The organism is Pseudomonas sp. P179, from assembly GCF_000478485.2.
GTDB classification, from domain to species: domain Bacteria; phylum Pseudomonadota; class Gammaproteobacteria; order Pseudomonadales; family Pseudomonadaceae; genus Pseudomonas; species Pseudomonas aeruginosa.
The window spans coordinates 2,471,706-2,494,752 of the sequence record NZ_KI517354.1 but is presented as its reverse complement, the minus strand read 5'-3'; the positions used below and the strand labels follow the sequence as shown (position 1 = coordinate 2,494,752).

The following is a 23,047-nucleotide window of genomic DNA, read 5'->3' as shown; positions in this document are numbered from 1 at the left end:
CTGATCGCTCCGATCGCCATGGAAGATGGCCTGCGCTTCGCGATCCGCGAAGGCGGCCGTACCGTTGGCGCCGGCGTGGTTGCCAAGATCATCGAATAATATCGGTTGATCTTCCCCTCTCAGGCCGGCATAATGGTCGGCCTGATTTTGCTTCAGGCCAGTAGCTCAATTGGCAGAGCGGCGGTCTCCAAAACCGCAGGTTGGGGGTTCGATTCCCTCCTGGCCTGCCAGATTTCCCAAGTAAATCTGGCTTTTCTTCACGAGATTCCTAACAGATGAATGCCAAGGCAGAAGCCAAAGAATCACGTTTTGATCTCTTGAAATGGCTCTTGGTTGCCGTTCTGGTTGTGGTTGCCGTTGTGGGCAATCAGTACTTTTCGGCTCAACCAATCCTGTATCGCGTTCTCGGTATTCTCGTTCTGGCGGTGATCGCTGCTTTCCTGGCTCTGCAAACGGCCAAGGGGCAGGCCTTCTTTAGTCTTGCTAAGGAAGCGCGCGTCGAGATTCGCAAGGTCGTATGGCCGAGTCGTCAAGAAACAACTCAGACCACGCTGATCGTGGTCGCGGTAGTGCTGGTAATGGCGCTGCTGCTGTGGGGGCTCGATTCCCTGCTGGGTTGGTTGGTTTCCATGATTGTAGGTTAAGGGTGCGCCGTGGCTAAGCGTTGGTACGTTGTGCATGCATACTCGGGCTACGAGAAGCATGTCATGCGCTCGCTGATCGAGCGTGTCAAGCTTGCTGGCATGGAAGAAGAGTTCGGCGAGATTCTGGTTCCCACCGAAGAAGTGGTGGAGATGCGGAACGGCCAGAAGCGCAAGAGCGAGCGCAAATTCTTCCCTGGCTATGTGCTGGTTCAGATGGAAATGAACGAAGGTACCTGGCACCTGGTGAAGGATACCCCGCGTGTCATGGGCTTCATCGGCGGGACTGCCGACAAGCCGGCTCCGATCACCGATCGTGAGGCTGATGCAATCCTGCGTCGCGTGGCCGATAGCGGCGACAAGCCCAAGCCGAAGACCCTGTTCGAGCCGGGCGAGACCGTTCGTGTCATCGATGGTCCTTTCGCCGACTTCAATGGTGTCGTCGAAGAAGTTAACTACGAGAAGAGCCGGATCCAAGTGGCCGTGCTCATCTTTGGCCGCTCTACCCCGGTGGAGCTGGAGTTCAGTCAGGTCGAAAAGGTCTAGCTGAAAACGCATCCCTCACCCCGCAGCCCAAGGCTGCGGGGTTTTGTCGTCACTGGGATAAACGCGAAAGCAACCGGGGAGCCTTCAGGCGCTTGTACCCGAATTTGGAGTAGCAAATGGCTAAGAAAATCCAGGCTTATATCAAGCTGCAAGTAAAGGCCGGTCAGGCCAACCCGTCGCCGCCGGTCGGCCCTGCCCTGGGTCAGCACGGCGTGAACATCATGGAATTCTGCAAGGCGTTCAACGCCAAGACCCAAGGCCAAGAGCCGGGCCTGCCGACTCCTGTGATCATCACCGTTTACAGCGACCGTAGCTTCACCTTCGAAACCAAGAGCACCCCGGCTGCCGTCCTGCTGAAAAAAGCAGCTGGCATCACCAGCGGCTCCGCTCGTCCGAACTCCCAGAAAGTCGGCACCGTTACCCGTGCCCAGCTGGAAGAGATCGCCAAGACCAAGCAGGCTGACCTGACCGCTGCTGATCTGGACGCTGCTGTACGTACCATCGCTGGCTCCGCGCGCAGCATGGGCCTGAACGTGGAGGGTGTGTAATGGCTAAGCTGACCAAGCGCCAGAAGGCGATTGCCGAGAAAGTAGTTGCCGGCAAGCAGTACAGCTTCGAAGAGGCCGCCAAGCTGCTGGCCGAGCTGTCCACCATCAAGTTCAAGGAGTCCGTGGACGTTGCCGTGAACCTCGGCGTCGATCCGCGTAAATCCGACCAGGTCGTTCGTGGCGCCACCGTCCTGCCGAACGGCACCGGCAAGAGCGTCCGCGTTGCCGTCTTCACCCAGGGTCCGGCTGCCGAAGCCGCTCTGGCTGCCGGCGCCGACAAGGTGGGCATGGACGAACTGGCTGCCGAAATGAAAGGCGGCGACCTGAACTACGACGTCGTCATCGCTTCCCCGGATGCCATGCGTGTCGTCGGCCAGCTGGGCCAGATCCTCGGCCCGCGTGGTCTGATGCCGAACCCGAAAGTCGGCACCGTGACTCCGGACGTCGCTACCGCCGTGAAGAATGCCAAGGCTGGTCAGGTACGTTTCCGTACCGACAAGAACGGCATCATCCACAGCTCCGTCGGTAAGGTCGATTTCGAGCCGGCCAAGCTGCAGCAGAACGTTGAAGCGCTGCTGGCTGACCTGAAGCGCCTGAAGCCGTCCTCGTCGAAAGGCGTGTACGTCAAGCGCGTGACCCTGAGCACCACCATGGGTCCGGGCCTGCAGATCGACCTGGCTTCCCTGGAAGCCTAAGTGAAATCGTGCAGCGGGTTCTGCCCGCTGCACAGGTATTGGGGTCCCTGCCTGGCGGGGGCTATCCAAGACCGTAGGTGGCGCAAGCCTTAAACCACAAGCCTACGCAGATGGTGCTCCCGATTCGGTTACCGAATCAGACACCAAAACGACGTCCGGCCCCGGCTGGACGAAACGGTAACATCCAGGAGTAAACCCGTGGCAATTAAACTCGAAGACAAGAAGGCCATCGTCGCTGAAGTCAACGAGGCTGCCAAAGCTGCCCTGTCCGCTGTCGTGGCCGATGCCCGTGGCGTGACCGTAGGCGCCATGACCGGACTCCGTAAAGAGGCCCGCGAAGCTGGTGTGTACGTGAAAGTCGTACGTAACACCCTGCTCAAGCGCGCCGTTGAAGGCACCCAGTTCGACGTGCTCAACGACGTGTTCAAAGGCCCGACCCTGATCGCTTTCTCCAACGAACATCCGGGCGCTGCCGCTCGTATCTTCCGTGAGTTCGCCAAGGGTCAGGACAAGTTCGAGATCAAGGCGGCTGCCTTCGAGGGTCAGTTCCTCGCAGCCAATCAGATCGACGTACTGGCAAGCCTGCCGACCTACGACGAAGCCGTATCGCAGCTGATGAGCGTGATTCAGGGCGCTACCAGCAAGCTGGCTCGTACTCTGGCGGCCATTCGCGACCAGAAAGAAGCTGCTGCCGCCTAAGTCGGCTCGCAAGCGCTTTCAATCTTATTTGTTTAATACGATGGCCGCAGGCCGTCCCCCAATACAGGAATTAGAGTCATGGCTCTGACCAACGAAGACATCATCAACGCCGTATCCGAAATGTCCGTCATGCAAGTGGTCGAACTGATCAAGGCGATGGAAGAGAAGTTCGGCGTTACCGCTGCTGCCGCTACCGTTGCCGCTGCTGGCCCGGCTGCTGCCGCTGCCGAAGAGCAGACCGAGTTCACCATCGTCCTGGCCGAAGCTGGCGACAAGAAAGTGAACGTGATCAAGGTCGTTCGCGAACTGACCGGTCTGGGTCTGAAAGAAGCCAAGGCCGTCGTAGACGGCGCTCCGGGCGTGGTGAAGGAAGGCGCTTCGAAAGAAGAAGCCGAAGCCGCCAAGAAAGCCCTGGAAGAAGCAGGCGCCAAAGTCGAGCTCAAGTAAGCGACGACCTTGCGTCTACAGCCCGAGCGTCAAGCGAAAGGCTGATGGCTGGTGGCTTTTGCCACCGGCCTTTTTCCGTTCTGGGTGGACTCGCCTCGGGCGTTCCACCCAAGACGTGAAAGTGCCCCGAGTGGGCAATGCAGGCCAAGGGGTCTGCAAGATTTTCCGGCTGCTCCCGTCGGAGACGCCAAACAAGCAGGTGACCAAGCTGGGGAACGCTGATGGCTTACTCATACACTGAGAAAAAACGTATCCGCAAGGACTTTAGCAAGTTGCCGGACGTCATGGATGTGCCGTATTTGCTGGCCATCCAGCTGGATTCCTATCGCGAATTCCTGCAGGCTGGCGCAACCAAGGAGCAGTTCCGCGATATCGGTCTGCACGCGGCCTTCAAGTCCGTTTTCCCGATTATCAGCTATTCCGGCAATGCTGCCCTGGAATACGTCGGCTACCGTCTGGGTGAGCCGGCATTCGATGTCAAGGAGTGCGTGCTGCGCGGCGTGACCTTCGCCGTACCGCTGCGCGTGAAAGTTCGCCTGATCATCTTCGACCGCGAATCGTCGAACAAGGCGATCAAGGACATCAAGGAACAAGAAGTCTACATGGGGGAAATCCCCCTGATGACCGAGAACGGTACCTTCATCATCAACGGTACCGAGCGTGTCATCGTCTCCCAGTTGCACCGTTCCCCGGGCGTGTTCTTCGACCACGACCGTGGCAAGACCCACAGCTCCGGCAAGCTGCTGTACTCCGCGCGGATCATTCCTTACCGCGGTTCCTGGCTGGACTTCGAGTTCGATCCGAAGGACTGTGTGTTCGTCCGTATCGACCGTCGCCGCAAGCTGCCGGCATCGGTACTGCTGCGCGCGCTCGGCTACAGCACCGAAGAGATCCTCAACGCCTTCTACGCGACCAACGTCTTCCACATCAAGGGCGAAACCCTGAACCTGGAGCTGGTCCCGCAGCGCCTGCGCGGTGAAGTCGCGAGCATCGACATCAAGGATGGCAGCGGCAAGGTGATCGTGGAGCAGGGGCGTCGTATCACTGCCCGCCACATCAACCAGCTGGAAAAGGCTGGCGTGAGCCAGCTGGAAGTGCCGTTCGACTACCTGATCGGCCGTACCATCGCCAAGGCGATCGTGCATCCGGCTACCGGCGAGATCATCGCCGAGTGCAACACCGAGCTGACCCTCGACCTCCTGGCCAAGGTGGCCAAGGCCCAGGTCGTGCGCATCGAGACCCTGTACACCAACGACATCGACTGCGGTCCGTTCATCTCCGACACCCTGAAGATCGACAACACCAGCAACCAGCTGGAAGCCCTGGTCGAGATCTACCGGATGATGCGTCCGGGCGAGCCGCCGACCAAGGAAGCTGCCGAGACCCTGTTCGGCAACCTGTTCTTCAGCGCCGAGCGTTACGACCTGTCGGCCGTAGGCCGGATGAAGTTCAACCGCCGTATCGGTCGTACCGAGATCGAAGGTCCGGGCGTCCTGAGCAAGGAAGACATCATCGATGTGCTCAAGACCCTCGTCGACATCCGTAACGGCAAGGGCATCGTCGATGACATCGACCACCTGGGCAACCGTCGCGTCCGTTGCGTCGGCGAAATGGCCGAGAACCAGTTCCGCGTGGGCCTGGTGCGTGTCGAGCGCGCGGTCAAGGAACGCCTGTCCATGGCCGAAAGCGAAGGCCTGATGCCGCAGGACCTGATCAACGCCAAGCCGGTGGCTGCCGCGATCAAGGAGTTCTTCGGTTCGAGCCAGCTGTCGCAGTTCATGGACCAGAACAACCCGCTTTCCGAGATCACCCACAAGCGCCGCGTCTCCGCGCTCGGCCCGGGCGGTCTGACCCGTGAGCGTGCGGGCTTCGAGGTTCGTGACGTACACCCGACCCACTACGGCCGCGTGTGCCCGATCGAAACCCCTGAAGGTCCGAACATCGGTCTGATCAACTCCCTGGCGACCTACGCCCGCACCAACAAGTACGGCTTCCTCGAGAGCCCGTACCGCGTAGTCAAGGACAGCCTGGTAACCGACGAGATCGTGTTCCTGTCGGCGATCGAAGAAGCCGACCACGTCATCGCCCAGGCTTCGGCGACCCTCAACGAGAAGGGTCAACTGGTGGACGAACTGGTGGCCGTGCGTCACCTGAACGAATTCACCGTGAAGGCGCCGGAAGACGTGACCCTGATGGACGTGTCGCCGAAGCAGGTCGTTTCCGTAGCTGCCTCGCTGATTCCGTTCCTCGAGCACGATGACGCCAACCGCGCACTCATGGGCTCGAACATGCAGCGTCAGGCCGTGCCGACCCTGCGTGCCGACAAGCCGCTGGTGGGTACCGGCATGGAGCGCAACGTGGCGCGCGACTCCGGCGTCTGCGTCGTGGCTCGCCGTGGTGGTGTGATCGACTCGGTCGATGCCAGCCGTGTCGTGGTTCGCGTGGCGGATGACGAGGTCGAGACCGGCGAAGCGGGTGTCGACATCTACAACCTGACCAAGTACACCCGTTCCAACCAGAACACCTGCATCAACCAGCGTCCGCTGGTGAGCAAGGGTGACGTGGTTGCGCGCGGCGACATCCTGGCCGACGGTCCGTCCACCGACATGGGCGAACTGGCCCTGGGCCAGAACATGCGCGTAGCGTTCATGCCCTGGAACGGCTTCAACTTCGAAGACTCCATCTGCCTGTCCGAGCGCGTGGTCCAGGAAGATCGTTTCACCACGATCCACATCCAGGAACTGACCTGCGTCGCTCGTGACACCAAGCTCGGCCCAGAGGAAATCACCGCGGACATCCCGAACGTGGGCGAGGCCGCGCTGAACAAGCTGGACGAAGCCGGTATCGTCTACGTCGGCGCCGAAGTGCAGGCCGGCGACATCCTGGTCGGCAAGGTCACTCCGAAAGGCGAGACCCAGCTGACTCCGGAAGAGAAGCTGCTGCGCGCGATCTTCGGTGAGAAGGCGTCCGACGTGAAGGACACCTCCCTGCGTGTGCCGACCGGCACCAAGGGTACCGTCATCGACGTTCAGGTCTTCACCCGCGACGGCGTCGAGCGCGATTCCCGCGCGCTGTCCATCGAGAAGATGCAACTCGACCAGATCCGCAAGGACCTGAACGAAGAGTTCCGCATCGTCGAAGGCGCGACCTTTGAGCGTCTGCGTGCCGCCCTGGTCGGTGCCAAGGCTGAAGGTGGCCCGGCGCTGAAAAAGGGCACGGAGATCACCGACGACTACCTCGACGGTCTCGAGCGCGGCCAGTGGTTCAAGCTGCGCATGGCCGACGACGCCCTGAACGAACAGCTGGAGAAGGCCCAGGCCTACATCAGCGATCGTCGCCAGCTCCTGGACGACAAGTTCGAGGACAAGAAGCGCAAGCTGCAGCAGGGCGACGACCTGGCTCCGGGCGTGCTGAAGATCGTCAAGGTCTACCTGGCGATCAAGCGTCGCATCCAGCCGGGCGACAAGATGGCCGGCCGTCACGGTAACAAGGGTGTGGTCTCGGTGATCATGCCGGTGGAAGACATGCCGCACGATGCCAACGGCACCCCGGTCGACATCGTCCTCAACCCGCTGGGCGTACCGTCGCGTATGAACGTCGGTCAGATCCTCGAAACCCACCTGGGCCTCGCGGCCAAGGGGCTGGGCGAGAAGATCAACCGCATGCTCGAAGAGCAGCGCAAGGTCGCCGAACTGCGTAAGTTCCTGCACGAGATCTACAACGAGATCGGCGGTCGCGAGGAAAACCTCGACGAGCTGGGCGACAACGAGATCCTCGCGCTGGCCAAGAACCTGCGCGGTGGCGTACCGATGGCGACCCCGGTGTTCGATGGCGCCAAGGAACGCGAGATCAAGGCCATGCTGAAGCTGGCCGACCTGCCGGAAAGCGGCCAGATGCGTCTGTTCGACGGCCGTACCGGCAACCAGTTCGAGCGTCCGACCACCGTCGGCTACATGTACATGCTCAAGCTGAACCACCTGGTGGACGACAAGATGCACGCCCGTTCCACCGGCTCGTACAGCCTGGTTACCCAGCAGCCGCTGGGTGGTAAGGCACAGTTCGGTGGTCAGCGCTTCGGTGAGATGGAGGTGTGGGCGCTGGAAGCCTATGGCGCGGCGTACACCCTGCAGGAAATGCTGACGGTCAAGTCGGACGACGTGAACGGCCGGACCAAGATGTACAAGAACATCGTGGACGGCGATCACCGCATGGAGGCCGGCATGCCCGAGTCCTTCAACGTTCTGATCAAAGAGATCCGTTCGCTCGGCATCGACATCGAACTGGAAACCGAATAACACGTGACGCTAGACGGTGCGGCTGGTCAAGGCCGGTCGCACCGGGTCCGTGAGGAGGAAAGGCCTTGAAAGACTTGCTTAATCTGTTGAAAAACCAGGGTCAAATCGAAGAGTTCGATGCCATCCGTATTGGCCTGGCTTCGCCCGAGATGATTCGTTCCTGGTCTTTCGGCGAAGTTAAAAAGCCGGAAACCATCAACTACCGTACCTTCAAGCCGGAGCGCGACGGCCTGTTCTGCGCCAAGATCTTCGGCCCGGTGAAGGACTACGAGTGCCTGTGCGGCAAGTACAAGCGCCTCAAGCACCGCGGTGTGATCTGCGAGAAGTGCGGCGTGGAAGTCGCCCTGGCCAAGGTGCGCCGCGAGCGCATGGGCCACATCGAGCTGGCTTCGCCGGTTGCCCACATCTGGTTCCTGAAGTCGCTGCCGTCCCGTATCGGCCTGCTGCTGGACATGACCCTGCGCGATATCGAGCGCGTGCTCTATTTCGAGAGCTACGTGGTGATCGATCCGGGCATGACCACCCTGGAAAAGGGCCAGCTGCTGAACGACGAGCAATACTTCGAGGCCCTCGAAGAGTTCGGTGACGATTTCGATGCTCGCATGGGCGCCGAAGCCGTTCACGAACTGCTCAACGCCATCGATCTGGAGCACGAGATCGGCCGCCTGCGCGAAGAGATTCCGCAGACCAACTCGGAAACCAAGATCAAGAAGCTGTCCAAGCGCCTGAAGCTGATGGAAGCCTTCCAGGGCTCCGGCAACAAGCCTGAGTGGATGGTCCTGACCGTCCTGCCGGTGCTGCCGCCGGACCTGCGTCCGCTGGTTCCGCTGGATGGCGGTCGCTTCGCGACTTCCGACCTGAACGACCTGTATCGTCGGGTGATCAACCGTAACAACCGTCTGAAGCGCCTGCTCGACCTGGCCGCTCCGGACATCATCGTGCGCAACGAAAAGCGCATGCTGCAGGAAGCCGTCGACGCCCTGCTCGACAACGGCCGTCGCGGTCGCGCCATCACCGGCTCGAACAAGCGTCCGCTAAAGTCGCTGGCCGACATGATCAAGGGCAAGCAAGGTCGCTTCCGTCAGAACCTGCTCGGCAAGCGCGTGGACTACTCCGGTCGTTCCGTGATCACCGTGGGCCCGACCCTGCGCCTGCACCAGTGTGGTCTGCCGAAGAAGATGGCCCTGGAGCTGTTCAAGCCGTTCATCTTCGGCAAGCTGGAAGGTCGTGGTATGGCCACCACCATCAAGGCCGCCAAGAAAATGGTCGAGCGCGAGCTGCCCGAGGTCTGGGACGTTCTCGCCGAAGTCATCCGCGAGCATCCGGTTCTCCTGAACCGTGCGCCGACCCTGCACCGTCTGGGCATCCAGGCGTTCGAGCCGGTCCTCATCGAAGGCAAGGCGATCCAGCTGCACCCGCTGGTCTGCGCCGCGTACAACGCCGACTTCGACGGTGACCAGATGGCCGTCCACGTTCCGCTGACCCTCGAGGCCCAGCTGGAAGCGCGCGCGCTGATGATGTCCACCAACAACATCCTGTCGCCCGCCAACGGCGAGCCGATCATCGTTCCGTCGCAGGACGTGGTAATGGGTCTGTACTACATGACCCGTGAAGCGATCAACGCGAAGGGCGAGGGCATGGCCTTCGCCGACCTGCAGGAAGTCGACCGCGCCTACCGCAGCGGCCAGGCGTCCCTGCACGCTCGCGTGAAAGTGCGCATCAACGAAAAGATCAAGGGTGAAGACGGCCAACTGACCGCCAATACCCGTATCGTCGACACCACCGTCGGCCGCGCGCTGCTGTTCCAGGTCGTTCCGGCCGGCCTGCCGTTCGACGTGGTCAACCAGTCGATGAAGAAGAAGGCGATCTCCAAGCTGATCAACCACTGCTATCGCGTGGTGGGTCTGAAGGACACCGTCATCTTCGCCGACCAGCTGATGTACACCGGTTTCGCCTACTCGACCATTTCCGGCGTGTCCATCGGCGTCAACGACTTCGTCATCCCGGACGAGAAGGCGCGGATCATCAACGCCGCCACCGACGAAGTGAAGGAGATCGAGAGCCAGTACGCCTCCGGCCTGGTAACCCAGGGCGAGAAGTACAACAAGGTGATCGACCTGTGGTCGAAGGCCAACGACGAAGTGTCCAAGGCGATGATGGCCAACCTCTCGAAAGAGAAGGTCGTCGATCGCGAGGGCAAGGAAGTCGACCAGGAGTCCTTCAACTCCATGTACATGATGGCTGACTCGGGTGCGCGGGGCTCCGCGGCCCAGATCCGTCAGCTGGCAGGTATGCGCGGCCTGATGGCCAAGCCGGACGGCTCGATCATCGAGACCCCGATCACCGCGAACTTCCGGGAAGGCCTGAACGTACTCCAGTACTTCATCTCCACCCACGGTGCTCGTAAGGGTCTGGCGGATACCGCGCTGAAGACCGCGAACTCCGGTTACCTGACCCGTCGTCTGGTCGACGTGGCCCAGGATCTGGTAGTGACCGAGATCGATTGCGGTACCGAGCACGGCCTGCTGATGTCGCCGCACATCGAAGGCGGCGACGTGGTCGAACCGCTCGGCGAGCGCGTGCTCGGCCGTGTGATCGCGCGCGACGTGTTCAAGCCGGGCAGCGACGAGGTCATCGTGCCGGCCGGCACCCTGATCGACGAGAAGTGGGTCGACTTCCTCGAAGTGATGAGCGTCGACGAAGTGGTGGTGCGTTCCCCGATCACCTGCGAAACCCGTCATGGCATCTGCGCCATGTGCTACGGCCGCGACCTGGCCCGTGGCCATCGCGTCAACATCGGCGAGGCGGTCGGTGTCATCGCTGCCCAGTCCATCGGTGAGCCGGGCACCCAGCTGACCATGCGTACCTTCCACATCGGCGGTGCGGCCAGCCGGACCTCCGCGGCCGACAACGTCCAGGTGAAGAACGGCGGCACCATCCGCCTGCACAACCTGAAGCATGTGGTTCGTGCCGACGGCGCGCTGGTCGCGGTTTCCCGTTCCGGCGAACTGGCGGTTGCCGACGACTTCGGTCGCGAGCGCGAGCGCTACAAGCTGCCGTACGGTGCGGTGATCTCGGTCAAGGAAGGTGACAAGGTCGACCCGGGCGCTATCGTCGCCAAGTGGGACCCGCACACCCACCCGATCGTCACCGAGGTGGACGGTACCGTGGCCTTCGTGGGCATGGAAGAGGGCATCACCGTCAAGCGTCAGACCGACGAACTGACCGGCCTGACCAACATCGAAGTGATGGATCCGAAGGACCGTCCGGCTGCCGGCAAGGACATCCGTCCGGCCGTGAAGCTGATCGATGCCGCGGGCAAGGACCTGCTGCTGCCGGGTACCGACGTACCGGCGCAGTACTTCCTGCCGGCCAACGCCCTGGTCAACCTGACCGACGGCGCCAAGGTGAGCATCGGTGACGTTGTCGCGCGTATCCCGCAGGAAACCTCGAAGACCCGTGACATCACCGGTGGTCTGCCGCGCGTTGCCGACCTGTTCGAGGCTCGTCGTCCGAAAGAGCCTTCGATCCTGGCGGAAATCAGCGGCACCATCTCCTTCGGCAAGGAGACCAAGGGCAAGCGCCGCCTGGTCATCACGCCGAACGATGGCAGCGATCCGTACGAGGAGCTGATTCCGAAGTGGCGTCACCTGAACGTGTTCGAAGGCGAACAGGTGAACCGCGGCGAAGTCATCTCCGACGGTCCGAGCAACCCGCACGACATCCTGCGCCTGCTGGGCGTGAGCTCGCTGGCGAAGTACATCGTCAACGAGATCCAGGACGTCTACCGTCTGCAGGGCGTGAAGATCAACGACAAGCACATCGAGACCATCCTGCGTCAGATGCTGCGCAAGGTCGAAGTCAGCGAGTCCGGCGACTCCAGCTTCATCAAAGGCGACCAGGTGGAACTCACCCAGGTGCTGGAAGAGAACGAACAGCTCGGTACCGAGGACAAGTTCCCGGCCAAGTACGAGCGCGTTCTGCTGGGTATCACCAAGGCTTCCCTGTCGACCGAGTCGTTCATTTCCGCGGCGTCGTTCCAGGAGACCACCCGCGTCCTCACCGAGGCGGCGGTCACCGGCAAGCGCGACTTCCTGCGTGGTCTGAAAGAGAACGTGGTCGTGGGTCGCCTGATCCCGGCCGGTACCGGTCTGGCTTACCACAGCGAGCGCAAGCGTCAGCGCGACCTCGGCAAGCCGCAGCGTGTGAGTGCCAGCGAGGCGGAAGCCGCACTGACCGAAGCGCTGAACTCGAGCGGTAACTAAGCATCAACGACAAGCCCCGGCTATCCCGATAGCCGGGGCTTTGTCTTGACGGTGTACAAGAACCTCTTTACTATTTTGTACCCCGAAAATTGGCAGGGCGCATGCTCTGTCATTTCGTTTGTGTGTCGTAAGACAATCAGTGGAGCTATAGATGGCAACTATCAACCAGCTGGTGCGTAAGCCGCGCAAGCGCATGGTCGACAAGAGCGACGTGCCTGCGCTGCAGAACTGCCCGCAACGTCGTGGCGTATGCACCCGCGTATACACCACCACGCCGAAAAAGCCGAACTCGGCACTGCGTAAGGTATGCCGTGTACGTCTGACCAACGGTTTCGAGGTTTCCTCGTACATCGGTGGTGAAGGTCACAACCTGCAAGAGCACAGCGTAGTGCTGATCCGTGGCGGTCGTGTAAAGGACCTTCCGGGTGTGCGTTACCACACCGTGCGCGGTTCGCTGGACACCTCGGGTGTCAAAGACCGTAAGCAGGGTCGTTCGAAGTACGGCGCCAAGCGTCCGAAGTAATAGCGTTTTTATATTTATCTGAGTCGATAAGAGTAAGGTCGGGCGTAACTTGACTGTTATGGTCCCGGGCTAACCTGAAGACCGTTTGAGGGCTTATCAATGCCAAGACGTCGTGTAGCGGCCAAGCGTGAAGTGCTGGCTGATCCGAAATACGGAAGCCAGATCCTGGCCAAGTTCATGAACCACGTGATGGAAAGCGGCAAGAAAGCCGTTGCCGAGCGTATCGTTTACGGTGCGCTGGACAAGGTGAAGGAACGCGGCAAGGCCGATCCCCTGGAAACCTTCGAAAAAGCTCTCGATGCCATCGCTCCGCTGGTCGAAGTGAAGTCCCGCCGCGTAGGTGGTGCGACTTACCAGGTTCCGGTCGAAGTCCGTCCGTCCCGTCGTAATGCCCTGGCCATGCGTTGGCTGGTGGACTTCGCCCGCAAGCGTGGCGAGAAGTCCATGGCTCTGCGCCTGGCTGGCGAGCTGCTGGATGCCGCTGAAGGCAAGGGCGCAGCAGTCAAGAAGCGTGAAGACGTGCACCGTATGGCAGAGGCCAACAAGGCCTTCTCGCACTACCGGTTCTAATCGCGCTGCCCAACCCCCGAGGACCTTATTGTGGCCCGTACTACACCCATCAACCGCTACCGTAATATCGGTATCTGTGCCCACGTTGACGCGGGCAAGACCACCACCACGGAGCGGGTTCTGTTCTATACCGGCGTCAACCACAAGCTGGGCGAAGTGCATGACGGCGCTGCGACCACCGACTGGATGGTGCAGGAGCAGGAGCGCGGTATCACCATTACCTCCGCTGCCGTTACCACCTTCTGGAAGGGTTCGCGCGGTCAGTACGACAACTATCGCGTAAACGTCATCGACACTCCCGGCCACGTAGACTTCACCATCGAGGTGGAGCGTTCCCTGCGTGTACTGGACGGCGCTGTCGTGGTGTTCTGTGGCACCTCCGGCGTAGAGCCGCAGTCGGAAACCGTATGGCGTCAGGCCAACAAGTACGGCGTACCGCGCATCGTCTACGTCAACAAGATGGACCGCCAGGGCGCGAACTTCCTACGCGTCGTCGAGCAGATCAAGAAGCGCCTGGGTCATACCCCGGTTCCGGTCCAGCTCGCCATCGGCGCTGAAGAGAACTTCGTCGGTCAGGTCGACCTGATCAAGATGAAGGCCATCTACTGGAACGATGACGACAAGGGCATGACCTACCGCGAGGAAGAAATTCCTGCGGAGCTCAAGGACCTGGCCGAAGAGTGGCGTTCCAGCATGGTCGAGGCTGCGGCCGAAGCCAACGAAGAGCTGATGAACAAGTACCTCGAAGAGGGCGAGCTCTCCGAAGCCGAGATCAAGGAAGGCCTGCGTCTGCGCACCCTGGCCTGCGAGATCGTTCCGGCCGTCTGCGGTTCCTCGTTCAAGAACAAGGGCGTTCCGCTGGTTCTCGATGCCGTCATCGACTACCTCCCGGCTCCGACCGAGATCCCTGCGATCAAGGGCGTCAGCCCGGACGACGAGACCGTCGAAGACGAGCGTCATGCCGACGACAACGAACCGTTCTCGTCCCTGGCGTTCAAGATCGCTACCGACCCGTTCGTCGGTACCCTGACCTTCGCCCGCGTTTACTCCGGCGTCCTGAGTTCCGGCGACTCCGTCCTGAACTCGGTGAAAGGCAAGAAAGAGCGCGTCGGTCGGATGGTGCAGATGCACGCCAACCAGCGTGAAGAGATCAAGGAAGTGCGCGCAGGCGACATCGCTGCCCTGATCGGCATGAAGGACGTCACCACCGGTGACACCCTGTGCTCGATCGAGAAGCCGATCATCCTCGAGCGCATGGACTTCCCCGAGCCGGTAATCTCGGTCGCTGTAGAGCCGAAGACCAAGGCTGACCAGGAGAAGATGGGTATCGCCCTCGGCAAGCTGGCCCAGGAAGACCCGTCGTTCCGTGTCAAGACCGACGAAGAGTCCGGTCAGACCATCATCTCCGGCATGGGCGAGCTGCACCTGGACATCATCGTCGACCGCATGAAGCGCGAGTTCGGCGTCGAGGCCAACATCGGCAAGCCGCAGGTTGCCTACCGTGAGACCATCACCAAGGACAACGTGGAGATCGAAGGCAAGTTCGTTCGCCAGTCCGGTGGTCGCGGTCAGTTCGGTCATTGCTGGATCCGTTTCTCGGCCGCGGACGTGGACGAGAAGGGCAATATCACCGAAGGCCTGGTGTTCGAGAACGAAGTCGTGGGCGGTGTGGTTCCGAAGGAATACATCCCGGCGATCCAGAAGGGTATCGAAGAGCAGATGAAGAACGGCGTCGTTGCCGGCTATCCGCTCATCGGCCTGAAGGCTACCGTTTTCGATGGTTCCTACCATGACGTCGACTCCAACGAGATGGCGTTCAAGATCGCTGCTTCCATGGCGACCAAGCAGTTGGCCCAGAAGGGCGGCGGCAAGGTGCTCGAGCCGATCATGAAGGTAGAGGTAGTGACTCCTGAGGACTACATGGGTGACGTGATGGGCGACCTGAACCGTCGTCGTGGTCTGATTCAGGGGATGGAGGACACGGTTTCCGGTAAGGTTATTCGTGCCGAGGTTCCGCTGGGTGAGATGTTCGGTTATGCGACCGACGTGCGTTCCATGTCCCAGGGTCGCGCGAGCTACTCCATGGAATTCTCCAAATACGCCGAAGCTCCGTCGAACATCGTCGAAGCGCTGGTTAAAAAACAAGGTTGATTCAGCCCTTTAAGTAAGAGGTTTACTGTCGTGGCTAAGGAAAAATTCGAACGTAACAAACCGCACGTCAACGTCGGCACCATCGGTCACGTTGACCATGGCAAGACCACTCTGACCGCTGCACTGACCAAGGTCTGCTCCGATACCTGGGGTGGTTCCGCTCGTGCTTTCGATCAGATCGACAACGCGCCGGAAGAAAAGGCCCGCGGTATCACCATCAACACCTCGCACGTTGAATACGATTCCGCTGTTCGTCACTACGCCCACGTTGACTGCCCCGGTCACGCCGACTACGTGAAGAACATGATCACCGGTGCTGCCCAGATGGACGGCGCGATCCTGGTTTGCTCGGCTGCCGACGGCCCCATGCCGCAGACCCGCGAGCACATCCTGCTGTCCCGCCAGGTGGGCGTTCCCTACATCGTCGTGTTCCTGAACAAGGCCGACATGGTCGACGACGCCGAGCTGCTGGAACTGGTCGAGATGGAAGTTCGCGATCTGCTGAACACCTACGACTTCCCGGGCGACGACACTCCGATCATCATCGGTTCCGCGCTGATGGCGCTGGAAGGCAAGGATGACAACGGCATCGGCGTAAGCGCCGTGCAGAAGCTGGTAGAGACCCTGGACTCCTACATTCCGGAGCCGGTTCGTGCCATCGACCAGCCGTTCCTGATGCCGATCGAAGACGTGTTCTCGATCTCCGGCCGCGGTACCGTGGTAACCGGTCGTGTAGAGCGCGGCATCATCAAGGTCCAGGAAGAAGTGGAAATCGTCGGCATCAAGGCGACCACCAAGACTACCTGCACCGGCGTTGAAATGTTCCGCAAGCTGCTCGACGAAGGTCGTGCTGGTGAGAACGTTGGTATCCTGCTGCGTGGCACCAAGCGTGAAGACGTAGAGCGTGGCCAGGTACTGGCCAAGCCGGGCACCATCAAGCCGCACACCAAGTTCGAGTGCGAAGTGTACGTGCTGTCCAAGGAAGAAGGTGGTCGTCACACCCCGTTCTTCAAGGGCTACCGTCCGCAGTTCTACTTCCGTACCACCGATGTGACCGGTAACTGCGAACTGCCGGAAGGCGTAGAGATGGTAATGCCGGGCGACAACATCAAGATGGTTGTCACCCTGATCGCTCCGATCGCCATGGAAGATGGCCTGCGCTTCGCGATCCGCGAAGGCGGCCGTACCGTTGGCGCCGGCGTGGTTGCCAAGATCATCGAGTAATCGCTGATCCTGCCATCAGAAAAGGGGCCCTCCGGGGCCCCTTTTTTCGTTCGTTGGTTAAATATTGACACCCTGTGGGGGCATCCGTACAATTGCGCCTCCTTTTAACGGGCGTAGTCCGTCCGTTGGGAATGGTAAATTGGAGTCTGAGGTCAAATGCAAAACCAACAAATCCGGATTCGGTTGAAGGCTTTTGACCATCGCCTGATCGATCAATCAACCCAGGAAATCGTGGAAACCGCGAAACGTACTGGTGCTCAGGTGCGTGGTCCAATCCCTCTGCCGACCCGCAAGGAACGTTTCACCGTGCTGATCTCTCCGCACGTCAACAAAGATGCGCGTGATCAGTACGAAATTCGTACACATAAGCGTGTACTGGACATCGTCCAGCCGACGGATAAAACCGTCGATGCGCTGATGAAGCTCGATCTTGCTGCAGGCGTTGAAGTACAGATCAGCCTCGGCTAATGCCTTCGGCATTGGTCGTGTAACGCTCTGAAATGGGCGGCCATAGCGGGTGAAAGCCCCGTACACTCAAGAGGTTTACAACATGACAATTGGTGTTGTCGGTCGTAAATGCGGCATGACCCGCATTTTCACCGAGGAAGGTGTCTCTATTCCGGTTACGGTCATCGAGGTCGAGCCGAATCGCGTCACCCAGTTCAAGACTGAAGAAACCGATGGCTACCGTGCAGTGCAAGTCACCGCCGGCGAGCGTCGTGCTTCTCGCGTTACCAAAGCGCAAGCTGGTCACTTTGCCAAGGCGAATGTCGCCGCCGGTCGCGGCGTGTGGGAATTCCGTCTGGGCGAAGAGCAGTATGCCGCTGGTGACCAGATCACTGTCGATCTGTTCCAGGCAGGCCAGATGGTAGACGTTACCGGCGAGTCCAAGGGTAAGGGCTTCGCGGGCACCATCAAGCGCTGGAACTTCCGTGGTCAGGATAACACCCACGGTAACTCCGTTTCCCACCGCGTCCCGGGTTCCATCGGCCAGTGCCAGACTCCTGGTCGAGTGTTCAAGGGCAAGAAAATGTCCGGTCATCTGGGTGCGGAGCGGGTAACCGTTCAATCCCTGGAGATCGTGCGCGTCGATGCTGAACGCAATCTGCTGCTGGTCAAGGGTGCCGTTCCCGGCGCTACCGGCGGTGATGTGATCGTGCGTCCGGCAGCCAAGGCTCGCGGTTAAGGGGGAAGCTGAGATGCAATTGAATGTGAACGGCGCTCAGGCTATCGAAGTCTCCGAGCGTACCTTTGGTGGCGAATTCAACGAGACCCTGGTGCACCAGGCAGTCGTGGCCTACATGGCTGGCGGCCGTCAGGGCAGCAAGGCGCAGAAGACTCGCTCCGAAGTCTCTGGTGGTGGCAAGAAGCCGTGGCGTCAGAAGGGCACCGGTCGTGCTCGCGCTGGCACCATCCGTAGCCCCATCTGGCGTGGGGGCGGCACCACTTTCGCCGCTAAACCGCGTAGTCACGAACAGAAGCTGAACAAGAAGATGTACCGCGCAGCACTGCGCTCCATCCTTGCCGAGCTCGTTCGTCTGGACCGTCTGGTCGTCGTTGCCGACTTCGCTGTCGATGCACCGAAAACCAAGGGCCTGGTTGCCAAGCTGGACACCCTGGGTCTGAAAGACGTGCTGATCGTGACCGATGGTGTCGACGAGAACCTGTACCTCGCTGCGCGCAACCTGGCGCACGTCGATGTACGTGATGTCCAAGGTTCCGACCCCGTCAGCCTGATCGCCTACGACAAGGTGCTGGTCACCGTGTCCGCCGTGAAGAAGTTCGAGGAGCTGCTGGGATGAACCAGGAACGCGTATTCAAAGTGCTGCTTGGTCCGCACATCTCCGAGAAAGCCACGGGTCTCGCGGACGGCAAGAGCCAATTCGTTTTCAAGGTTGCCACCGATGCAACCAAGCTGGAAATCAAGAAGGCCGTAGAAAGCCTGTTCAGCGTGAAGGTACAGCGCGTCACTACCCTGAACGTCAAGGGTAAGACCAAGCGCACCGCTCGCGGTCTGGGCAAGCGTAACGACTGGAAAAAAGCGTACATCGCTCTCCAGCCGGGCCAAGATCTCGATTTCGCCACCAGCGCTGAGTAAAGGGGTGCATCATGGCAATCGTTAAGTGCAAACCGACTTCCGCTGGTCGTCGCTTTGTCGTCAAGGTGGTGAATCAGGAGCTGCACAAAGGCGCTCCCTACGCACCGCTGCTGGAAAAGAAATCCAAGTCTGGCGGCCGTAACAACAACGGTCGTATCACCACCCGTCATATCGGTGGTGGTCACAAGCAGCACTACCGTCTGGTCGACTTCCGTCGCAACAAGGATGGCATCCCTGCCATCGTTGAGCGCGTCGAATACGATCCGAACCGCACTGCACACATCGCTCTGCTGAAGTATGCAGACGGCGAGCGTCGCTACATCATCGCCCCCAAGGGCGTTGCTGCAGGTGACCAGCTGATCTCCGGTATCGGTGCGCCGATCAAGGCAGGCAACAGCATGCCTCTGCGCAACATCCCGGTGGGTAGCACTGTTCATGGTATCGAGCTGAAGCCGGGTAAAGGCGCTCAGATCGCTCGCTCCGCTGGCGCTTCCGCCCAGCTGGTCGCGCGTGAAGGTGCGTACGTAACCCTGCGTCTGCGCTCCGGTGAAATGCGTAAAGTCCTGGCTGAGTGCCGTGCGACCCTGGGCGAAGTCTCGAACTCCGAGCACAGCCTGCGTTCGCTGGGTAAAGCCGGTGCTACGCGCTGGCGTGGTGTTCGCCCGACCGTTCGCGGCGTGGCGATGAACCCGGTCGACCACCCGCATGGTGGTGGTGAAGGCCGTACCTCTGCTGGTCGTCATCCGGTATCGCCGTGGGGTCTTCAGACCAAGGGTAAGAAGACTCGCTCGAACAAGCGTACCGATAACATGATCGTCCGCCGCCGCAAGTAAATAGAGGGATACCACAGTGCCACGTTCACTGAAAAAAGGTCCGTTTATCGATCTTCACCTGTTGAAGAAGGTCGAAGTCGCGGTGGAAAAGAACGACCGCAAGCCGATCAAGACCTGGTCGCGTCGTTCGATGATTCTGCCGCATATGGTTGGTCTGACCATCGCCGTGCACAACGGCCGTCAACACGTACCGGTTCTCGTCAACGAGGACATGGTCGGCCACAAACTGGGCGAGTTCGCCGCTACCCGCACCTACCGCGGGCATGCTGCGGACAAGAAAGCCAAGCGTTAAGGGGTAAGGAAGATGGAAGTAGCCGCTAAGCTGTCGGGCGCTCGTATCTCCGCCCAGAAAGCCCGCTTGGTCGCCGACCAGATCCGCGGGAAGAAGGTGGGCGAAGCGCTCAACCTCCTGGCTTTCAGCAGTAAGAAAGCCGCCGAGATCATGAAGAAAGTGCTGGAGTCGGCCGTTGCCAACGCTGAGCACAACGAAGGCGCCGATGTGGATGACCTGAAGGTCTCCACCGTCTTCGTCAACGAAGGTCGTTCGCTCAAGCGCATCATGCCGCGTGCCAAAGGCCGTGCTGATCGCATCGTGAAGCGGTCTTGCCATATCACGGTCAAGGTTGCGGACAAGTAACGGAGTCGACAGATGGGTCAGAAAGTACATCCCAATGGCATTCGCCTGGGTATCGTCAAGGAGCACACCTCCGTTTGGTACGCAGACCGCAAGAACTATGCGGATTACCTGTTTGCCGACCTGAAGGTGCGTGAGTACCTCCAAGACAAACTAAAAAGCGCGTCCGTAAGCCGTATCGATATTCATCGTCCGGCTCAAACCGCACGCATCACCATCCACACCGCTCGTCCCGGCATCGTGATCGGCAAGAAAGGTGAAGATGTTGAGAAACTGCGCCAGGACCTGACCAAGCAAATGGGTGTGCCCGTGCACATCAACATCGAGGAAATCCGCAAGCCGGAACTCGATGCCATGCTGGTTGCGCAGAGCGTAGCCCAGCAGCTGGAGCGTCGCGTAATGTTCCGTCGCGCCATGAAGCGCGCCGTACAGAACGCCATGCGCATTGGTGCCAAGGGCATCAAGATTCAGGTCAGCGGTCGTCTGGGTGGGGCTGAAATCGCCCGTACCGAATGGTATCGCGAAGGTCGTGTGCCCCTGCACACCCTGCGCGCCGATATCGACTATGCCACCTACGAAGCGCACACCACTTACGGTGTGATCGGTGTCAAGGTTTGGATCTTCAAGGGCGAGGTCATCGGTGGCCGCCAGGAAGAGCTGAAGCCGGTAGCACCCGCTCCTCGTAAAAAAGCTGCTAGGTAAGGAGTACGCAAATGCTGCAACCCAAGCGTACGAAGTTCCGCAAACAAATGACCGGCCACAACCGTGGTCTGGCTCATCGTGGTAGTAAGGTCAGCTTCGGTGAGTACGCACTGAAGGCCACTAGCCGTGGCCGCCTTACTGCTCGTCAGATCGAGTCCGCGCGTCGTGCGCTGACCCGTCACGTGAAGCGTGGCGGCAAGATCTGGATCCGCGTATTCCCTGACAAGCCTGTCACCAAGAAGCCCCTCGAAGTTCGTATGGGTAAAGGTAAGGGTGGGGTCGAGTACTGGGTAGCCCAGATCCAGCCGGGCAAGGTCCTGTACGAGATCGAGGGTGTTTCCGAAGAGCTGGCGCGTGAGGCTTTCGCCCTGGCTGCTGCAAAGCTGCCCCTCGCCACCTCCTTTGTTAAGCGGACGGTGATGTGATGAAAGCGAATGAACTTCGTGAAAAATCCGTTGAGCAGCTGAACGAGCAACTGCTCGGCCTGCTGCGCGACCAGTTCAATCTGCGCATGCAGAAAGCAACTGGCCAGTTGGGGCAGTCTCACCTGCTCTCGCAGGTTAAGCGCGACATCGCTCGCGTTAAAACTGTGCTCAATCAGCAAGCAGGTAAGTGATCATGGCTGAAGCTCAGAAAACCGTCCGTACGCTGACCGGCCGCGTCGTCAGCGACAAAATGGACAAGACCGTCACCGTACTGATCGAGCGTCGCGTCAAGCACCCGATCTACGGCAAATACGTCAAGCGTTCGACCAAACTGCACGCACACGACGAATCCAATCAGTGCCGCATTGGTGACCTGGTCACCATTCGCGAAACCCGTCCGCTGGCCAAGACCAAGGCCTGGACCCTGGTTGATATCGTTGAACGCGCGGTGGAAGTCTAAGGACTAGGGGTCGGAGAAATTATATGATTCAGACTCAATCCATGCTCGATGTCGCTGACAACAGCGGCGCGCGTCGTGTGATGTGCATCAAGGTGCTCGGCGGTTCCCACCGCCGTTACGCCGGCATCGGCGACATCATCAAGGTCACCGTCAAGGAAGCGATTCCGCGCGGCAAAGTGAAGAAGGGCCAGGTCATGACTGCCGTGGTCGTTCGCACCAAGCACGGCGTGCGTCGTACCGACGGTTCCATCATCCGCTTCGACGGCAACGCCGCCGTCCTGCTGAACAACAAGCAGGAGCCGATCGGCACCCGTATCTTTGGGCCAGTGACTCGTGAACTCCGTACCGAGAAGTTCATGAAGATCGTCTCGCTCGCCCCCGAAGTGCTGTAAGGAGTAGCCGTCATGCAAAAGATTCGTCGTGACGACGAAGTAATCGTCATTGCCGGCAAGGACAAGGGCAAGCGTGGCAAGGTGCTGAAGGTTCTCGCTGACGACCGTCTGGTCGTCGGCGGGGTGAACCTGATCAAGCGCCACACCAAGCCCAATCCGATGCTCGGCCAACAGGGCGGTATCGTCGAGAAGGAGGCGCCTCTGCACGTCTCCAACGTCGCCATCTTCAATACTGAAACCAGCAAGGCTGACCGCGTTGGCTTCAAGGTAGAAGACGGTAAGAAAATTCGTGTCTTCAAGTCGACCCAGAAACCGGTTCAGGCTTGAGGCTGCTAGGTAGATCACCATGGCACGATTGAAAGAAATTTATCGGAAGGAAATCGCGCCCAAGCTGAAAGAAGAGCTTCAGCTGGCGAACGTGATGGAAGTTCCGCGCGTTACCAAAATCACCCTGAACATGGGTCTTGGCGAGGCGGTCGGTGACAAGAAGATCATCGAGAACGCCGTAGCCGATCTGGAAAAGATCACTGGTCAGAAGCCGGTCGTGACTTACGCTCGTAAGTCCATCGCAGGCTTCAAGATCCGTGAAGGCTGGCCGATCGGCGTCAAGGTCACCCTGCGTAGCGACCGGATGTACGAGTTCCTGGATCGTCTGCTGTCCATCTCCCTGCCGCGCGTGCGTGACTTCCGCGGCCTGAATGCCAAGTCCTTCGATGGTCGCGGCAACTACAGCATGGGCGTGAAAGAGCAGATCATCTTCCCGGAAATCGATTACGACAAGATCGATGCGCTGCGTGGCCTGGACATCACCCTGACCACCACCGCTCGTACGGATGACGAAGGTCGCGCCCTGCTGCGTGCTTTCAAATTCCCGTTCCGTAACTGATTGGAGTAGGAAC

26 protein-coding genes, 1 tRNA gene and 1 pseudogene are annotated in these 23,047 nt (G+C 60.0%); all 28 read left to right on the top strand.

The genetic code is table 11. The annotated features are described in order from the left end of the window. Window positions 1-99 (top strand): annotated as a pseudogene (locus HMPREF1224_RS44315) (elongation factor Tu); the annotation flags it as partial. A 55-nt stretch (window positions 100-154) separates the two neighbouring features. Continuing rightward, window positions 155-230: transfer RNA gene (locus HMPREF1224_RS24050), tRNA-Trp, on the top strand. A gap of 45 nt (window positions 231-275) precedes the next feature. Continuing rightward, on the top strand, window positions 276-644 hold the full coding sequence (gene secE / locus HMPREF1224_RS0112165; protein ID WP_003108030.1) for a preprotein translocase subunit SecE: 369 nt from the start codon (window positions 276-278) through the stop codon (window positions 642-644). A gap of 9 nt (window positions 645-653) precedes the next feature. Continuing rightward, window positions 654-1,187: a transcription termination/antitermination protein NusG gene (nusG, locus tag HMPREF1224_RS24045; protein ID WP_003108028.1), complete on the top strand. Its 534-nt coding sequence runs from the start codon at window positions 654-656 to the stop codon at window positions 1,185-1,187. A gap of 116 nt (window positions 1,188-1,303) precedes the next feature. Next, entirely contained in the window at window positions 1,304-1,735 is a 432-nt protein-coding gene (gene rplK, locus HMPREF1224_RS24040; protein ID WP_003093751.1) for a 50S ribosomal protein L11, read from the top strand. Continuing rightward, window positions 1,735-2,430 (top strand): 50S ribosomal protein L1, encoded by a 696-nt coding sequence (gene rplA, locus HMPREF1224_RS24035; protein ID WP_003093749.1) that lies wholly within the window; start codon window positions 1,735-1,737, stop codon window positions 2,428-2,430. The genes rplK and rplA overlap by 1 nt, the downstream gene beginning before the upstream one ends. Window positions 2,431-2,628: 198 nt before the next feature. Continuing rightward, complete coding sequence (rplJ, locus tag HMPREF1224_RS24030; protein ID WP_003093748.1) at window positions 2,629-3,129, top strand: 50S ribosomal protein L10; 501 nt, start codon at window positions 2,629-2,631, stop codon at window positions 3,127-3,129. Between the two features lie 78 nt (window positions 3,130-3,207). Beyond that, window positions 3,208-3,576 (top strand): 50S ribosomal protein L7/L12, encoded by a 369-nt coding sequence (rplL, locus tag HMPREF1224_RS24025; RefSeq protein WP_003093747.1) that lies wholly within the window; start codon window positions 3,208-3,210, stop codon window positions 3,574-3,576. 221 nt (window positions 3,577-3,797) lie between these two features. Beyond that, window positions 3,798-7,871: a DNA-directed RNA polymerase subunit beta gene (gene rpoB / locus HMPREF1224_RS24020; RefSeq protein WP_003093746.1), complete on the top strand. Its 4,074-nt coding sequence runs from the start codon at window positions 3,798-3,800 to the stop codon at window positions 7,869-7,871. A 65-nt stretch (window positions 7,872-7,936) separates the two neighbouring features. After that, the gene (rpoC, locus tag HMPREF1224_RS24015) at window positions 7,937-12,136 is read left to right on the top strand and encodes a DNA-directed RNA polymerase subunit beta' (protein ID WP_003093745.1); all 4,200 of its coding nucleotides are present in this window, start codon (window positions 7,937-7,939) and stop codon (window positions 12,134-12,136) included. Between the two features lie 151 nt (window positions 12,137-12,287). Beyond that, on the top strand, window positions 12,288-12,659 hold the full coding sequence (rpsL, locus tag HMPREF1224_RS24010) for a 30S ribosomal protein S12 (RefSeq protein WP_003093744.1): 372 nt from the start codon (window positions 12,288-12,290) through the stop codon (window positions 12,657-12,659). A gap of 99 nt (window positions 12,660-12,758) precedes the next feature. Further along, complete coding sequence (rpsG, locus tag HMPREF1224_RS24005) at window positions 12,759-13,229, top strand: 30S ribosomal protein S7 (protein WP_003093742.1); 471 nt, start codon at window positions 12,759-12,761, stop codon at window positions 13,227-13,229. Window positions 13,230-13,259: 30 nt separating this feature from the next. Continuing rightward, the gene (fusA, locus tag HMPREF1224_RS24000; protein ID WP_003093741.1) at window positions 13,260-15,380 is read left to right on the top strand and encodes an elongation factor G; all 2,121 of its coding nucleotides are present in this window, start codon (window positions 13,260-13,262) and stop codon (window positions 15,378-15,380) included. Window positions 15,381-15,410: 30 nt separating this feature from the next. Then, window positions 15,411-16,604: an elongation factor Tu gene (gene tuf, locus HMPREF1224_RS23995; RefSeq protein ID WP_003115146.1), complete on the top strand. Its 1,194-nt coding sequence runs from the start codon at window positions 15,411-15,413 to the stop codon at window positions 16,602-16,604. A gap of 156 nt (window positions 16,605-16,760) precedes the next feature. Next, complete coding sequence (rpsJ, locus tag HMPREF1224_RS23990; protein ID WP_003103876.1) at window positions 16,761-17,072, top strand: 30S ribosomal protein S10; 312 nt, start codon at window positions 16,761-16,763, stop codon at window positions 17,070-17,072. An 82-nt stretch (window positions 17,073-17,154) separates the two neighbouring features. Next, window positions 17,155-17,790, top strand: coding sequence for a 50S ribosomal protein L3 (rplC, locus tag HMPREF1224_RS23985; protein WP_003103877.1), 636 nt, complete (start codon window positions 17,155-17,157; stop codon window positions 17,788-17,790). A gap of 13 nt (window positions 17,791-17,803) precedes the next feature. Next, entirely contained in the window at window positions 17,804-18,406 is a 603-nt protein-coding gene (rplD, locus tag HMPREF1224_RS23980) for a 50S ribosomal protein L4 (protein ID WP_003093737.1), read from the top strand. Beyond that, window positions 18,403-18,702 (top strand): 50S ribosomal protein L23, encoded by a 300-nt coding sequence (gene rplW, locus HMPREF1224_RS23975; RefSeq protein WP_003093736.1) that lies wholly within the window; start codon window positions 18,403-18,405, stop codon window positions 18,700-18,702. The genes rplD and rplW overlap by 4 nt, the downstream gene beginning before the upstream one ends. An 11-nt stretch (window positions 18,703-18,713) precedes the next feature. After that, window positions 18,714-19,535: a 50S ribosomal protein L2 gene (gene rplB, locus HMPREF1224_RS23970; RefSeq protein ID WP_003103878.1), complete on the top strand. Its 822-nt coding sequence runs from the start codon at window positions 18,714-18,716 to the stop codon at window positions 19,533-19,535. Window positions 19,536-19,551: 16 nt separating this feature from the next. Then, entirely contained in the window at window positions 19,552-19,827 is a 276-nt protein-coding gene (gene rpsS, locus HMPREF1224_RS23965; RefSeq protein WP_003093734.1) for a 30S ribosomal protein S19, read from the top strand. Between the two features lie 12 nt (window positions 19,828-19,839). After that, window positions 19,840-20,172, top strand: a complete 333-nt coding sequence (gene rplV / locus HMPREF1224_RS23960; protein ID WP_003103908.1) for a 50S ribosomal protein L22 — start codon at window positions 19,840-19,842, stop codon at window positions 20,170-20,172. Between the two features lie 12 nt (window positions 20,173-20,184). Beyond that, window positions 20,185-20,871 carry a 30S ribosomal protein S3 gene (gene rpsC / locus HMPREF1224_RS23955; RefSeq protein ID WP_003093727.1) on the top strand — a complete coding sequence of 229 codons (687 nt, stop codon included), beginning with the start codon at window positions 20,185-20,187 and terminating at the stop codon, window positions 20,869-20,871. 11 nt (window positions 20,872-20,882) lie between these two features. Further along, window positions 20,883-21,296 (top strand): 50S ribosomal protein L16, encoded by a 414-nt coding sequence (gene rplP / locus HMPREF1224_RS23950; protein ID WP_003093723.1) that lies wholly within the window; start codon window positions 20,883-20,885, stop codon window positions 21,294-21,296. Beyond that, on the top strand, window positions 21,296-21,487 hold the full coding sequence (gene rpmC, locus HMPREF1224_RS23945; protein WP_003093720.1) for a 50S ribosomal protein L29: 192 nt from the start codon (window positions 21,296-21,298) through the stop codon (window positions 21,485-21,487). The genes rplP and rpmC overlap by 1 nt, the downstream gene beginning before the upstream one ends. A 2-nt stretch (window positions 21,488-21,489) precedes the next feature. After that, entirely contained in the window at window positions 21,490-21,756 is a 267-nt protein-coding gene (rpsQ, locus tag HMPREF1224_RS23940; RefSeq protein ID WP_003093717.1) for a 30S ribosomal protein S17, read from the top strand. 23 nt (window positions 21,757-21,779) lie between these two features. Next, window positions 21,780-22,148: a 50S ribosomal protein L14 gene (gene rplN, locus HMPREF1224_RS23935; RefSeq protein WP_003093714.1), complete on the top strand. Its 369-nt coding sequence runs from the start codon at window positions 21,780-21,782 to the stop codon at window positions 22,146-22,148. A gap of 12 nt (window positions 22,149-22,160) precedes the next feature. Beyond that, window positions 22,161-22,475: a 50S ribosomal protein L24 gene (gene rplX / locus HMPREF1224_RS23930; RefSeq protein WP_003093711.1), complete on the top strand. Its 315-nt coding sequence runs from the start codon at window positions 22,161-22,163 to the stop codon at window positions 22,473-22,475. 19 nt (window positions 22,476-22,494) lie between these two features. After that, on the top strand, window positions 22,495-23,034 hold the full coding sequence (gene rplE, locus HMPREF1224_RS23925; RefSeq protein ID WP_003093703.1) for a 50S ribosomal protein L5: 540 nt from the start codon (window positions 22,495-22,497) through the stop codon (window positions 23,032-23,034). Window positions 23,035-23,047: the final 13 nt, after the last annotated feature.